Below are 15607 nucleotides of genomic sequence, written 5' to 3' on the forward strand. Positions count from 1 at the left end.
TTTCTATAAATTCGAATTACAAAATATGTTAACTATTTTATACATAATAATCCGAAAAATTAAATAATTCAAGTTTTATACATATGAAATTTGTTTCTTACTGTCGAATAAACAAAAAGAACTTGCAATAAATATTGCAAGTTCTTTTCTATAAAACTATATTTTAAATGACTTCTTTATTAACAACATAAACCAAACTAAAGTAACTGCCATTAACGAATGGGAAAATCCTACAATATAAGTTAACCCTTTAAAGTCCGCTCCATTTAGCTGAAGCAGCCCTCTCGCTGCCAATGAACCTAACATTAAAATTAATGCAATATTATGTAAAATAAACCACTTATTAAAAGTATTCGCTTCATGAAACGCGAATACTTTTGCTAATCCTAAAGCAATTAAAAAGAAGAAAAAGCCGAGTACAAGTGTATGTGTATGCAATAGATTTAACAAAGTAGAGCCTACAATCCCCTTATACTTTCCATACTCCCTAGCGAAAATTCCTGATAATAAACCGATAATCAAATACGTAAACGATGCATTATATAATTTCTTCATTATGTACCTCCTTGAGTAGAATGTGTAGTGTGTCATATTTAGTAATAATGATAGTTATATAGTAAAAACTCCTAGTTACCTAGGAGTCATTGTATAAGTATCTCACTCTTTACAATCAATTCTAATTATAAAATATCCCTTTATACAAAACAAACGAACTTTATGTGAACAAGTAGAGCACAATGAAAATATGTTGCACTTTTGTATTTCGCAATCCATACTAATTGTTATAACTATTAAAGGTGGTGCAATAGATTGATAGTTCTTGAAACTGAACGACTCGTTCTTCGCTGGTTTGATATAAAAGACGCTCCATTTATACTTGAATTAGTAAACGATCCTGCATGGATTCAGTTTATTGGTGATAAAAGAATTAAAAACTTAGACGATGCAAAAAAATACATCTTAAACGGACCCGTTGAGATGTATAATAAAATGGGCTTTGGTCTTTACTTAGTAGAGCGAAAAGAAGATCTCACTCCACTTGGTATGTGCGGTCTTATTAAAAGAGATTCATTAGAAGATGTTGATATCGGCTTTGCCTTTTTAGAGAAATTCCGTTCAAAGGGGTATGGCTTTGAATCAGCTTCTGCTGTAATAGACTACGGTGTACAAAAGCTCGGACTGAAACGAATTGTAGCAATTACTACTATCAATAACATCAACTCAGGCAAGCTTTTAGAAAAAGTAGGATTACAGTTCGAAAAGATAATTTCAGACTCAGGAGAAGATTTAAAGTTATTCGGGTATAACATATAATAAATTGTCAGATTTCTCTTTCAATCTAATCAAAAAACGTTTCTTACATATACATTCCTAAAAGTTATTATAATTCAAATACTCATCTATTTTTAACGTTATAACCACACTAATTTAAATCACAACTCTGATTTTCAGTACTGTATTTATTCTTAAAAACCCTCTATCTTGTTCTTAAAGTTGTCAAAACTCTTATGTAGTTACATGAAAAGTTTATGCTAATATGTTACTAAGAAACTATGCGTTCCCTTAACCCTGTATCCGGCCCTAGATTTTTTACAGGGCCTTTGTTTATTTAATTTACTTATCACGTGCTTATACACACTAAAAGTCATTTCAAATGTAATAAACGATAAATAATAAAATAACTTTAGATAGTATGACCTGCAACTGTAATACTATTCCTTCAAATTTCTAGACGAGAAGACAAGTCATAAAAAAGGAATCACTTAAGAACAAGATAACAGCTTGAGTAATGATACATCTTGATGCAAAACATTTTGGAAACCTAACTGCTAGTTAACTCAAAAAGAAGTTCTACTTAATATAGGTAGAACTTCTTTTCCCTTTACCCCACATGTACATAGTTCTCACTTATTCCTTGCTTAAAAACTTGAGAAACTCATCTTTCTTTACAGGTTTACTGTAATAATAGCCTTGAATTAAATAGCATGCATTTTGTTGTAACACTGTTAATTGTTTCTTCGTTTCTACTCCTTCCGCAATCACTTTCATATTTAAAGTATGGGCTAGCGAAATAATAGTTTGTATAATTTCATCTCCATCATTTGAAGTTCCAACCCTATTCACAAATTCTCTTGGAATTTTCAAAGTATCAATTGGATATAAAGGTAGATACGCTAATGAAGAATATCCTGTACCAAAATCATCAATTGATAAATGTACACCATATGATTTTAATGCTTTTAACTTCGATAAAGTTTCTTTTTCATCTACCATGGCAATTCGCTCTGTTAATTCCAAATCAATCAAATTAGCTGGTACTCCTATTTCTTCTATGGTAGATATAATTGTTTGAACAAAATCTTTCTGTTCAAACTCTATAGCTGATAAATTTATCCCCATTTTTAGATTTGTATAACCTGCAGAATTCCATTCTTTCAGTTGTAGACACGCTTGCTGTAGCGTCCATTTTCCAATTGAAATAATTTGCGATGTTTCTTCCGCGATAGGTATAAACTCAAAAGGTGAAATTAGCCCCAGCTCTGGATGTTGCCAACGTATTAATGCCTCTGCGCCAATAACCTTACCTGCCATACTATCAATTTGAGGTTGATACAATAAAAACAATTCATTATTCTCAATTGCATTTGGTAAATCCTGCTCTAATCGTAATCGTCTTGTTATTTTTTGAGATAATGTCTCGTCGTACATACAAACAGCATTGCTACCTTTTTCCTTCGCACTATACATGGCGATATCAGCATGTTGTAAAAGTGTTTTGGCATTTGTTCCTCCAAATGGATACAACGCTATTCCTATACTAAGAGATAAGTAAAAGCTATGTTGATTTACTACAAATGGTTTTTCAGTTATACGAAATAGTGTCTCACACAAATCCAATAGCTGTTGCTCTGTTTTGTTATGGACAATGATTGCAAACTCATCTCCCCCTATTCTTGCTAAAGGAATAACTGGTGACAGACATGTCCTAAAACGTTTGGCAACTTCTTTTAAAACACTGTCACCAATTGCATGACCCAGTGTATCATTAATGGTCTTAAAGCGGTTTAAATCTATATACAGAAGTCCAAACTTATCCTGTGTTTTTTGTACACGCTCAATGGATCTGTCTAATTCTTGTTGGAAGAATATTCGATTCCTAATCTCCGTCACCGTATCATGAAATGCTAGATAGTTTATCTCATCCTGTTGTTGCTTCATCCTTGTTATGTCTTTTACCATTACATAACTCCCAAAAGTTTGTCCTTCTATCATAATAGGAACAATGGTGACATACCAAAAATGTATATCCTTCTCATTATTATTTTTCACACGTAACTGTAATGCAGACGAACTACATCGTTTCCCCTTCTTTAGAGCTGTTTCCAATTCAAGTTTATCTTCATCTAAAAAAATAGAGAAGCACTCTTTTCCTATTAATGCACCACTATCTTTTCCTAATAATATACTTCCAGACTGGTTTATATTTAATACGATACCATTTGGATCAATTGTTAATATAGGATCTGGATGATACTCATATAAGGACTTAAACCTCTCTTGATTTTTTACCAAATCATTAGATTTTTTTATTAAATCTGCTGTTCTTTGAGATACTTTTTGCTCTAATTGATTATTAAACACTTTTAATGTTTCGGTTAAATCTTTGTTTTGCATGCGTACAATTGTATGACGAATCAGTACAAATACAAAGGCAATACAATTTCCCGTAATCAGTGTAGATGAAGAAGTTTGCTCTTTCAAAGTAAAACCAATTAAGATTGCAACTGCAAGATAAGGGAATATGACAAGAAGTTTCTTTCCAAATGTCGGATTAATAATAAAATAATTTCTTCTAGAAGTTGCACTCCTTGGGATAGTAGCAACAATGGCAATCAATAATAGAAAAACTCTATACAAACACCTTAATAATATGAGTGAACGATATGATAAATCATCTTGTAAATAGAAATATAAGTAGTCCGTAATGGACAATCCTGTTAATACTAAAATAAAAATAAATAATTTACTTTTCGCATTAAAAATTGCTGGTCGGAAGATAAGGCTAACTCCTAGTAAAAGAAGCAATAGATCTATAATTGGGAAAATAAATGAAAGAAAAACATCTCCAATTGATAAGAATAAGATATTTGCAGAAGGTTTATTAAATAGGTACCACTCTAAGGTAAAAATAGCAGTAACAACAATACATAAATCACAAATTAAATACGCTTTTTCCCACTTGTTACATTCCATAATGATTTTATAAAAGAACGCAAGGAGAAAGAAGAATAAGAAAAACAACAAAAATACATCAGAGATATTAAAGTTTTCTATTGGTAATTCTACATTAAGTACTTGAAAAGCAGATATAAAATTCCCTATCAAGAAACACCCTATTGCAATTGTAATACAAACCCAAAAGACTCCTAGTTTAATTTTTCTTGATGCTATAGAGTAAAGTAATGAGATAAATACTGTAATTTCAACAACTAAGGATGATAGTCGTATATTAAAATCTGATACAAAATAGTGATTCGGAAAAACAAATAAAAATATAAAGCAAAAGCTTAAATAAGCTATTAGAGCTAATATCAATACATAAAATTGTACATGTGAATATTTACGCAATGGACCACCTTCTTGATTTTTTCTAGACTTTTATTAAAAATGATTTGATAAGGCACAGCTCGTATTCATTAAAATGAGTGTTACCTATCATTCCATATTATGACCTTTTTTAAAAGATTTCTTTCTACATACCGCAGTCTTATTTACTCATCGTAAATTTGAATGATACAACTTAACTGTTCTTTAAATATGAGATAGAATCTAACCTTCCATTACAACATAGTTAGTCGCTTATTGTCACACTTAGAAAGAAGGGAAATATATTATCGTTAACTTAGAAATTCGAATTAAATTACTAAACTAACTGTAACTATTATAGTTACGGTTAGTGGTGCTGTCAATTTCAAATACCTCCCCTTTTAATGGACAAAAGAATGTTACTCTAAAAATAGAATGATGAAAGGAATGATGGATGAATAATGATTAACTAACTTATATTTTAAGTTGAATTTTATAACTTCAAACTACAAAATATAGGGTTAGTCTATCCATTTTTATAATTCACTTCATACTTTATTTGTCATGATTCAAATGATTAATAAGTACTTATTAGTATAAGCGAGAGACTAATCCTTCCGATTAAAAATTGGGGGATTTTTTTATTCCCTTTTATGTAAGTTAAAATTTATTAATCGCTAAATTTACCTAACAAATAAAGGAGCGAGAAAAATGGCTAATTCAGACACTATTGTTACACATGTAATGCTCTATATAAGTCGTTAATATCCATCAAACTTATATAGAGGAATTAAAAAAATGGATGGATGTTCCGACTTTATATGAAACGTTTCGATATATAAAGGAGGAATTATTATGTCAATGATAAAAGTTCAAAACTTAACTTTTTCATACCCAGGTAGCTTTGATAATATTTTTGAAGGTGTAAACTTTCAAATAGATACGGACTGGAAACTAGGATTTATCGGTAGAAACGGACGAGGTAAAACGACATTCTTTAATTTATTGTTAAGGATTTATGAGTATAGTGGAAAAATCCTTGCTTCGGTAGAATTCAATTACTTCCCCTACCCTGTTGCAGATAAGAACAAATTTACTCATGAAATTCTTGAAGAAATTTGTCCCCAAGCAGAAGATTGGGAATTTCTACGTGAAATATCCTATTTAAATGTTGATGCCGAGGTCATGTACAGACCATTTAAAACTTTATCAAATGGAGAACAAACAAAGGTGTTACTCGCTGCACTGTTTTTAAATGAGGGCCAATTTCTATTAATTGATGAACCAACAAATCACCTAGACACTGATGCACGAGAAATAGTCTCTGATTATCTAAAGAAGAAAAAAGGGTTTATTTTAATTTCACATGACAGAATCTTTTTAGATGGATGCGTTGACCATATCTTATCTATAAATAGAGCGAATATAGAAGTTCAAAGTGGGAACTATTCTTCTTGGGAATTAAATTTTGATAGACAGCAAGAGCACGAAGAAGCTACAAATGAGCGTCTACAAAAAGACATAGGCAGATTAAAACAGGCTTCCAAGCGTTCAGCAAGTTGGTCTCATGATGTAGAAGCTTCAAAAAATGGAACAAGGAATTCAGGTTCTAAGTTGGATAAGGGATTTGTAGGACATAAAGCAGCAAAGATGATGAAAAGAGCAAAAAACCTAGAATCAAGGCAACAAAAAACTATTGAAGAAAAGTCAAAATTACTAAAAAATGTGGAGAAAACTGAGTCATTAAAATTTGAAGCATTGAAGTTTAAGTCAAATGAATTGGTTACTTTGGCTGACGTGTCTGTTAAGTACGATGACCAAGTCGTGAATGAGCCAATTAACTTCGTAGTTGAACAAGGTGACCGAATTGTGCTTGATGGCAAGAATGGGAGCCGGAAAAGCAGTATCTTAAAACTAATTGTAGGGCATCCGATACAGCATACAGGTTTAGTTACTTTAGGTACAGGACTCACCATTTCCTATGTCCAACAAGATACTTCTCATTTGAAGGGATCGCTATCAGACTTTATCGAAGAGCACAAGATTGATGAGACGTTATTTAAATCCATCCTACTAAAGATGGATTTTGACCGAATTCAATTTGAGAAAGATATATCTCATTATTCTAGTGAACAAAAGAAAAAACTGCTTATCGCTAAAAGTTTATGTAAAAAAGCCCATATGTATATATGGGATGAACCATTAAACTTTATAGATATTTATTCACGTATGCAGATCGAAGAGCTGATTCAACAATTTAATCCCACAATGATTATTGTTGAGCATGATAAGGCATTTCAACAAACCATCGCAACAAAAACTATATCTATGTAACTCCACTCGAATAATTAATAAATCAAGCCATTGATCTATAAAGTATTTGAATGAAGTATCGAAAAAAAGCCTAATTTCTCTACAATACATTGAGAAATTAGGCTTTTTAATAGGAAAATTAGGATTCATAAACAATGAGTAATTTATATATTAGGCTTATCTGTTAAAGCAGAAATAATCCTGTTCACTAAGTCTTCTGGCATCCATTCATGATTCGTTTCATTCGTTTCATTTGGTCCTAAAGAATCAATGAACTTTTTAAACTTTGGAAATAAAACAATAGAAGTGATCCAATGTATCGTATGATTTATAGAGAAGAAATGAAATACTCCTTGTTTTTCCCCCTCCTGCAATATTTCCTTTAACTGTTCAAAACTACCTATAAAATACGGTTTAATCTTTTCTAATCTTGCACTTTCCTTAATAATCTCCTCATATGCCAATGTACCAATTTCAGGATTTTCTTTTATATGTGTAGTAAAGACTGTTAAATATTCTCTTAGAGCATTAATAGGATTAAATTGATTCTTCTCAAGAAAATTAGGTAACTCATTAGCAAGGCCATATTTCTTAAACACCTCATAATATAGGTTTTCTTTCCCATTAAAATAGTAAGAAGCCATAGCAACATTCACTTTCGCTTCTTTTGCAATTTCTTGTATGCTCGTACCTTCATAACCACGCTCTCCAAATTTTTTCTTAGCAGCCTTCAAAATATTTCCCATCGTCTGCTCTCGAGATTTCCCCATTTCACACACCTCAAATAATATATATTTCACTTCAAAAATCCAATAAGGACTTTGAATAGAGTATCTTTTTAATGAAATTTAATTATATATTTAAAGTAGTAACTTAACAACCGATGAAGTCTTGATTACTTTAAACTATTTGCCACACAACGTACGCCTCAAAAAGAAACATCTCCTGAATCTCTCCTACCCTATGTCATCATACAAAGCATTCATTTAAAAATGAAATAAAAATAAACACCACACCTAAAACAATATCCCCCTGTTTAGCATGAATAGCTTTCAAATACTTCACGCTCATTTCTAATTGAGTATAAGAATGAAAAAAATAATAAGGACCAGAGTTTATCTGTTTTTACAGATAAACTCTGGTCCTTTCATTACATTACACAAATTTCAAAAAACCTTTATACTCATATCTTGATGAAATAATTCTCCATCAATTGTACCTCATTTACTGATTAGATTTTTTTAATCTCAATATAAGGTCCTTTGATGTTTAATTTGTTAATGTCATTTGAGATATTACCTACAGTTGTTTTTTCATTAAACGTGTAGACCTTTTCACCATTTACAAAGATACCCCAATTTTTATCTTCGTAACTGATACCATAACCAGCATTGCTAGATGTCGCTTTGAGTTGATTTCCATTCATTGAAAAAGATAATTTCCCTTTTCCTTTGTTAAGTTGGTTATTCACATTGTTGATACTACTCATTTGTTCTTCAAGGGCTTTATGGTTATCAAGAGTGACTTGATGGTTTTTCCAGTCTAATTTATAGTTGTTTGTAAAGAACTCATTATATGTATCTTTATTATTTGTTCCCCACCATTTTGAACTTACCCATTCGATATTGTACTGATCTGAAATTCTACGATTTGTTATTTTTAAATCAGATGTAAATTCTGTTTTATCAGCAGTAATAACTGCTACTACATTAGGAGAAAAACCGTATCCTGTTAAAGATGGTACTGTATCTTTTGAAACAAAATTATTCGTTCCCTCATTATAACTACGTGATTTCATAAATAGTTGATTACCATAGAAAGTATTGAATGTATCACGATTATAAATTCCCCACTCTGGGAAATTAAACGATTGGAATCCTACTTTCCAATTTAATTTTTTATCTGTGTGAGTCTCTAATACCGTTTTATAGTCTACTTGATCATAAGATACACTTTCTTTCCAAGCGAAGCTACCTGTAATACTTGCATCGGCATTTGGCCCTTTATCATTTACCCCAACTTTAACACTTCCACCAAGTGTATACCCTACTTCAGAAGTAACCTTTGCTGAAGTCATTGTATTAACTGGGGCAGCTTTATGAAATTGAGCGCTATCACCACTTGTTATTTCTGCTTCAGTATGATATGCTGATGGCCATTTTAAACCTGCGTTATAGAATCCGCCATTAATTGTATATTTAGCATCTATATTACTACCATCTGTTGTAACAATTGCGATTTTTTTATCTGCATAAGGATCCTCAATAAAAGAAACCTTTATTGAATTTTTGATATTCTGCTTCATGTCATAAGTAGTTTTAAAACTATTATAGACTTTTCCACCATTTTGAAGATTTTCTACAGTTCCTTTAGAATCTGCAAATGCAGATGTTGCTTGTACACCAAGTGATCCAGACATAATAACGGATGCTACCGCAACACTTTTAGCTATTCCTTTTGCTTTTTTCATACAGACATCCACTCCTTCTTAAACATTTAAAAGGTATAAACATATTATTTTTAGCTCTCAATACTAGAGATAGGTTCATAACTTTACAATGTAGAAATTTATTAATCTTTATGACAATAACTATCAACACTTGTTTTTCTAATTTCCATCTCTTTTTTTACTGATAACTATTATCAATATTATTAAAACACATAATAACGATTTAAACAACAATTTTAAATATGTATTTAAAATTGTTGTTTAAAAAAGTTTAAAAAAATTATAGAATTCTTTATTTCGAGAATTACTATATTTTCATTTACTTATTGCAACCTATATTCAGATACATTATTCCCTTTCCATTCATAATAATCTAAAATCCCCTCATAAATGGCTTCTGCTGCAACCTGCCTTCCGTTTTCTGTAGATAACTTACTGTAATCAATACCATTATCTATAAAAGCAAGTTCCGTTAACACAGCTGGCATTTCATTTTCTCTTATAACATGAAGATCTCCATGTTTAACGCCTCTATCACGTGTTTGAAGAGCGTCTACTAATCGAGTTTGAATTTTTTCAGCTAAAACACGACTTTCTTCCACATGAGGATTTGTTTTTTCAGATTTAGAAGATTTATAGTAGTATGTTTCTGTCCCTTTTGCATTACCATTATAAGCATTTGCATGAACACTTATAAAGATATCCCCCTGATTTTGTTTAGCAAATTTAACACGTTCCTGTAAAGAGCTTTTTTGATCATGTCCAGGTCTAGTATCAGATTCACGAGTTAGTAAAACTGTAAATGGTGTATGTTTTTCAAGCAATTGTTGTAGACGTAAAGAAGTGTCAAGTACAATCTTACTTTCAGGTAATCCCTTTGTGTCTTTTCCAGGATCTGCGCCACCATGTCCGGGATCAATAATTATTGTCTTATTTTCTAAAGGATTACTTTGACTATATTGAAGCATATCTGTTTTTGCGGTTAGTTGTGCAGCTTCAGCGCGTGTTATGAACCTATTTGGTTGCCAACCATTATCTGTACCAACTGAAATTTTTAAATCAATTAAAGTATTTGCGAACTTTTCACCCCAATGTCCCTTTAAATCTTCAAATTTACTTTGTCCATTGCTAGTGTTTTTATTTTGTAGTTTATATGCATTCACTAGCATAGTAGCCATAGCAGCACGAGTAACTTTTCCAGAAGGATTAAATATTCCATTTCCTTCACCTTTAATTATTCCTGCCTTTTCAGCTGCGGCGATATAGGGGGTTCCCCAGTGGTTTTGTGAATCTTTAAAAGATGGTTTTGCATTTAAATCAATGTGTATACCAAGAGCCCTTGTCATAATGGTTGCTGCAGAAGCTCTATCTAGTGTATCACTTGAACCAAAGGTTCCATCTGGATAACCACTCAATACTTGTTTATCAACTAAATAATTAACGGATTTGTCAGCCCATGCAGGAACATCTGGAAATTTGTGAGTATCTGCAAAAATACTAGTAGAATAAGATAGTAAACTTCCAGCAAGAATTCCTGTAGCAATTAATTTGTTCTTCAAAATTTAGCACCTCTAAAAAATTATTACAAGTCGGTAAATTATGTGAAATATAGTTAATCTTTAAATAATATGAATTCGAATAAAGTATAGATTAAGTTGGCGTCATCACTATTATAAGATAAAGAATCTAGTATAGAATTATCATTCCGAAAAGAACCCTTCGACATACACTTATAGATTGAGACTATTACATATATTCACCAACATTGTGTAACTAGTATAGTTACTTATATATATGAGTGTCAATTAAAACAATCTTACATTTTTGTAAGGTAACCAAATTAATAATATATCAAGTAATTATTAAACAATGTAAATAATTATCTTTTATTTTAAGAAAAGATTGATTTAAAGCACACTCCTTCTAAATTATCATTGATGCCTCTTTCAATTCCTAATGCCCATCTTAAAAAGAGCACTTTTGAAAAGTGCTCTTTTTTTAAATTATGAAGCTACAAACCTAGAATTCCTACAATCTGGCGAGCCTTAACATTATCAATATAATAATGCATCTCTAATCCCCGTCTTTCTACACGGAGTACAGTTCCCCTTAATTTTGATAGATGCTGTGAAACAGTGGATTGTGGGAGTCCTAATATTTCTGTCAACTGTGTAACATTACACAGTTTATGGTGCATTAATTCATTTACAATTTTTAATCGAACGGGATGTGCCATTACCTTTAATACATCTACATCTTCCTCTCGGATTTTAGCTAGATCTCTATTAGATATTAATGTTGTCATTTCGCATTCCCCTTTATTATTAATTTCTATTTTCCAATTATCCTTATAAGTAGTACTTATAGATATTTACCATTTGTCCTGTTGAGAAAATGTATTCTCGTTCTTAAACAAAAAAAGACACCAATCCAATAAACAGCTTTTACTGTTACAATGAATTGATGCCCTCTAATTTTTAGCCAAACTATATTTTGTTTTAAAAGGATTATTTTATAGTCTATTATATGACTTTGAATGAGACTTAACATTCTTTGTTACATAAAAAGTAATACTTTTCTCCTTTGTTTAAGTACAAATTAAAATCCCGATTTTCCTTACACATATTGTAAAGTCCAAAAGAAATGTTTCTTCATTTTATCTTATACAGCATATATTATGTATTTCTCAACACCAATAAACGTAGCTAAATCCCCTATAATGGTATCTCTAGCTGGTAACTGTCATTCCTTTTTAAAAGATCACTGTCTTTAATAACAGATCCTTTTAATTTTCCTCAATTAAAATATCCTTTTTATTTCATTTTCTTTTTAACCTCAATGATATATAACCCCCTTTTAATCTATTAATCCCCTACTAAACTTCTCCATGTAGAGATAAAGGAGACTTCTCGTTCAAATAATAAGTTATGCAACATTGCATTTGATAATCATTTTCATTGTAACTATAATGATTACAGGATTACTATTAATCCAAATATTCCACGTGGAGGTTTTATTATGTTTAAAAAAATCATTGTATCTTCTATGGCGCTTACTATGTTGGGTGGGGCTGCAACTATGCTAGAAACACCTACTGCTCAAGCAGCTTCTTATAACTCAACAGCAGCTTCTTACTTTGATGTCACTCCCGAAGAAGCAGCTGCTTTTTATCAATCTCAGGACTATAAAAAATTCAAAGCCTTTATGGATGACTTTGAAGCTAGAAACCCTTATGTTCCTGGTGGAGGCTACGCTCAAGGTAGTGTCCGTATGCAAAAATTCAATGATGCCCTTAGAGATGCTAAATTAACAAATGTATACCAAGAATTTATTAGAATTTCGTACTACAATCATTATCCAGAACCAAAATAATCTAAATAAAATGCCCATTACTTTAACTTAGCCTAATTTTAAATGTATAACCTAAAACTAGAAAAAACCACTTATATAAGGGGTTTTTTCTAGCTTCCTATGTAATTTAGCTAAATATTTAGTTATCTTTATTTTGAAATTATTTAAAACCGACATCCTCTTTTTTTACACAAACTAGTAAATTAGCTATAAAAATATCAAAATGTATTTATAAATTGTTGAAAACAATTCTCTTCTGTTTAATAGTAAAAAGCGAGCACCCTCTCGTAATTACATAAGGTGCTCGTTTTTATTTTTATGTGTAATTCTCGATTTAATATAGTTACTTTCTAGTAAGTAAAAACTAAATTAACTTATAAACAAGGCTTTTTAAATTTAATTTATAGATCTTACTACAACTTGGAATTGTCCCTTAGAACCATCATCATTTGAAACGTAAATTTTATACGTTCCAATTGGTAATGGAGATAAAGCATTCCGTACATTTGTAACATTAATTTTTTGTTCTCCAGGTTTTATATAACCACCAACAATTAGCTCCATATTTGGACCTTTCACACTATACCCCATTGTATTTTGACCATTATTTTTCATAAAGAAGCTTAAATTTTCACTCCCATTATATACAAAAGAAGTTACAGCCTCTCCACTATAATCCATTGTTTGAGTTAATAATAAGTCTACAGGAACATGTTCGACTATATGAATTGTATCATTCGTTTTGTGTATTTCTTCAGCATAAGTATTATTTCCTAACACACCAAGTGTTAATGCTGAAATTACTCCACAACTAAGCACTAGTTTATTTAACTTCATTTTAAGTTCCCCCTTGATGTTTGTAATCTATTACCATCATACCTTCTTTTTCAAGTGCGTTTTTATGTAATAATTCATATCTTTAAACCTATATATTTTAACTTTACACCTTAACAGTTAGTGAGAATCTGATATAGATAAGGCTACAGTATTATGCTTCATAAAAAAGAACATGTAAATTGATATATTCCATGTTAATATAACGAAGGCTATAAAACAAAAGTCACCACACATATTATCTTCACAAAATATTCACACTTAAAAAATCATTATTTTATCAGTAACTCAATTCAAATTTCACCTATACAAAAATCAATTTCTAGTTTCATATGTATAAATATCTAAGTAGATTTTTTTATCTATTATTTTCTCTAACTTCCTTATCAATTCTAATACGAGTAATATGATAGTACTTTTTCAAGTGCGCTTCCTTTTTTTAGATAGAAAGTCTACTAATACTAAACATCTAAGTTTAACTCATACATAATCCAATATACAAACTATCGGAGATGCAAAACTATGGGAATATCTACTCTTTTATTAAATACCTTTATAATAATAATTTGTATCCTTAGCTACCACATATTTTGGCTAGAATTTAAAGAAAAAATAACATGTAATAATATATTGATTTCTATCCTTTCCTCCGTTGCTATTATTTTTTGCATGACTTTTCCTTTTCATTTACATGCTGGATTTATTTACGATTTACGTTTTATTCCTATCATATTAGTTTTTCTATACGGAAATACAAAAAACATTGTTTTTATAGGAATTTTATATCTTTCTTATCGATTTTACTTAGGCGGAAATGGCGTTCTTCCATCATTTATTATCTTTACTATTATTTCTGTTATAACAATGTTCTTTCGTTACGTATTACCTATGTATGTTAAAGAAAAAAAGTTATTATTAAGCTTGCTTCTTATTTTAGTATGTACAACTTCACTTTCTATCTGCGGTTTTGTAACTCAAATAAATACAGGTGGTAAAATAGACTCTACTCTCATAGAATTTTTATTAAATTATATAATCATTAATATTTTCACAGTATTATTATCAGTTTATTTAATAGAGGGAATAATTGAGAAATATAAAATGAAAGAAAAGCTGCAACGGGCTGAAAAATTTTATATAGCTAGCGAACTAGCCGCGTCCATTGCACATGAAATCCACAATCCACTAACCACAGTACATGGATTCACTCAATTGTTAAATGAAAAACATGCCTCTAAGCTACCTCAGGATCAGTACTTAGAAATCATGTTAATTGAAATGCAGCAAATACAATCTACTATTAATAACTATTTATCTTTAACAAAACCACAGAACACCCTAAAAGAGAAAATAGATATTAATCATATTTTAAATCAAGTGAAAGACACTATTTCACCACTCGCTCTATCATATAAAGTTGAAATAAAACAAAATAGTACAGATTCCTTTTATATAAATGGAGACCCCGAAAAATTCAGACTCTGTCTAAACAACATCATACAAAATGGAATTGAGGCCATGATAAATGGTGGATTATTACAAATAAATATACAGAAAATAAAAGGTAATATTATAATCGATATTATTGATTCAGGGATTGGAATGTCCTCTCAACAAATAAAACGAATTGCTTTGCCATTCTATTCAACAACAGAAAAAGGGACTGGACTTGGTACTATGATTGCTTATAGCATTATTAAAGAATTAAACGGAGATATAGAGATAGAGAGTGAATTAGGTAAAGGGACACGCTTTTCTATTAGTATCCCATGCTAATATGACGGAATTATTTAAATGATAAAATTTTACTACTTAACTTATTAAATAAATTTAAAAAATGCTGCTACTTGACTCATTAGTCATCTTGATTTCTTGAATGAATTAAAAGTAATAAGGACCAAAGTTTATCTATTTTTACGGATAAACTCTGGTCCTTTAATTAAATCAAACATACTTAAATTTTATTACTTTGCTCACATCTCTATGAAATAATGATTCATAGACTGTATCTCATTTACTGATTAGATCTGCTTAACTTCAAGATCAGCTCTTATTACTTAATTTCCATTCATT

At 30.5% G+C, this 15607-nt stretch carries 11 protein-coding genes; 4 read left to right on the plus strand and 7 right to left on the minus strand.

The genetic code is table 11. From position 1 onward, the window contains the following. Nucleotides 1-156: 156 nt before the first annotated feature. A complete protein-coding gene (locus J0835_RS17045; RefSeq protein ID WP_087981426.1) occupies nt 157-555 on the minus strand; it encodes a DUF2871 family protein in 399 nt (132 codons plus the stop codon). Nucleotides 556-810: 255 nt separating this feature from the next. Between J0835_RS17045 and J0835_RS17050 the strand changes: the two genes are divergently transcribed. Continuing rightward, nucleotides 811-1314 (plus strand): GNAT family N-acetyltransferase, encoded by a 504-nt coding sequence (locus tag J0835_RS17050; protein WP_087981427.1) that lies wholly within the window; start codon nt 811-813, stop codon nt 1312-1314. 594 nt (nt 1315-1908) lie between these two features. Here the strand turns inward: J0835_RS17050 and J0835_RS17055 are convergent. Next, entirely contained in the window at nt 1909-4629 is a 2721-nt protein-coding gene (locus J0835_RS17055) for a sensor domain-containing protein (protein ID WP_087981428.1), read from the minus strand. A gap of 813 nt (nt 4630-5442) precedes the next feature. Between J0835_RS17055 and J0835_RS17060 the strand changes: the two genes are divergently transcribed. Then, the gene (locus tag J0835_RS17060; protein ID WP_087981429.1) at nt 5443-6921 is read left to right on the plus strand and encodes an Lsa family ABC-F type ribosomal protection protein; all 1479 of its coding nucleotides are present in this window, start codon (nt 5443-5445) and stop codon (nt 6919-6921) included. A gap of 143 nt (nt 6922-7064) precedes the next feature. On the opposite strand, the gene hlyIIR is transcribed toward J0835_RS17060, so the two are convergent. The 4 genes from hlyIIR to J0835_RS17080 form a co-directional block, all read right to left on the minus strand. Then, the gene (gene hlyIIR, locus J0835_RS17065) at nt 7065-7670 is read right to left on the minus strand and encodes a hemolysin II regulator HlyIIR (RefSeq protein ID WP_087981430.1); all 606 of its coding nucleotides are present in this window, start codon (nt 7668-7670) and stop codon (nt 7065-7067) included. Nucleotides 7671-8131: 461 nt separating this feature from the next. Continuing rightward, nucleotides 8132-9370 carry a hemolysin II HlyII gene (gene hlyII / locus J0835_RS17070; protein ID WP_087981431.1) on the minus strand — a complete coding sequence of 413 codons (1239 nt, stop codon included), beginning with the start codon at nt 9368-9370 and terminating at the stop codon, nt 8132-8134. Between the two features lie 302 nt (nt 9371-9672). Then, on the minus strand, nt 9673-10908 hold the full coding sequence (locus J0835_RS17075; RefSeq protein WP_087981432.1) for an N-acetylmuramoyl-L-alanine amidase: 1236 nt from the start codon (nt 10906-10908) through the stop codon (nt 9673-9675). A 452-nt stretch (nt 10909-11360) separates the two neighbouring features. Further along, on the minus strand, nt 11361-11654 hold the full coding sequence (locus J0835_RS17080) for an ArsR/SmtB family transcription factor (RefSeq protein ID WP_087981433.1): 294 nt from the start codon (nt 11652-11654) through the stop codon (nt 11361-11363). Between the two features lie 713 nt (nt 11655-12367). Here J0835_RS17080 and J0835_RS17085 point away from each other — a divergent pair. Further along, nucleotides 12368-12721, plus strand: coding sequence for a hypothetical protein (locus J0835_RS17085; RefSeq protein WP_087981435.1), 354 nt, complete (start codon nt 12368-12370; stop codon nt 12719-12721). A gap of 375 nt (nt 12722-13096) precedes the next feature. Here J0835_RS17085 and J0835_RS17090 read toward each other — a convergent pair whose 3' ends face one another. Further along, the gene (locus J0835_RS17090) at nt 13097-13537 is read right to left on the minus strand and encodes a hypothetical protein (protein WP_087981436.1); all 441 of its coding nucleotides are present in this window, start codon (nt 13535-13537) and stop codon (nt 13097-13099) included. Nucleotides 13538-14056: 519 nt separating this feature from the next. Here J0835_RS17090 and J0835_RS17095 point away from each other — a divergent pair. Beyond that, on the plus strand, nt 14057-15310 hold the full coding sequence (locus tag J0835_RS17095) for a sensor histidine kinase (RefSeq protein ID WP_087981437.1): 1254 nt from the start codon (nt 14057-14059) through the stop codon (nt 15308-15310). Nucleotides 15311-15607 lie beyond the last annotated feature (297 nt).

Source organism: Bacillus cereus group sp. Sample62 (genome assembly GCF_036851315.1).
Taxonomy (GTDB): Bacteria; Bacillota; Bacilli; order Bacillales; family Bacillaceae_G; genus Bacillus_A; species Bacillus_A wiedmannii.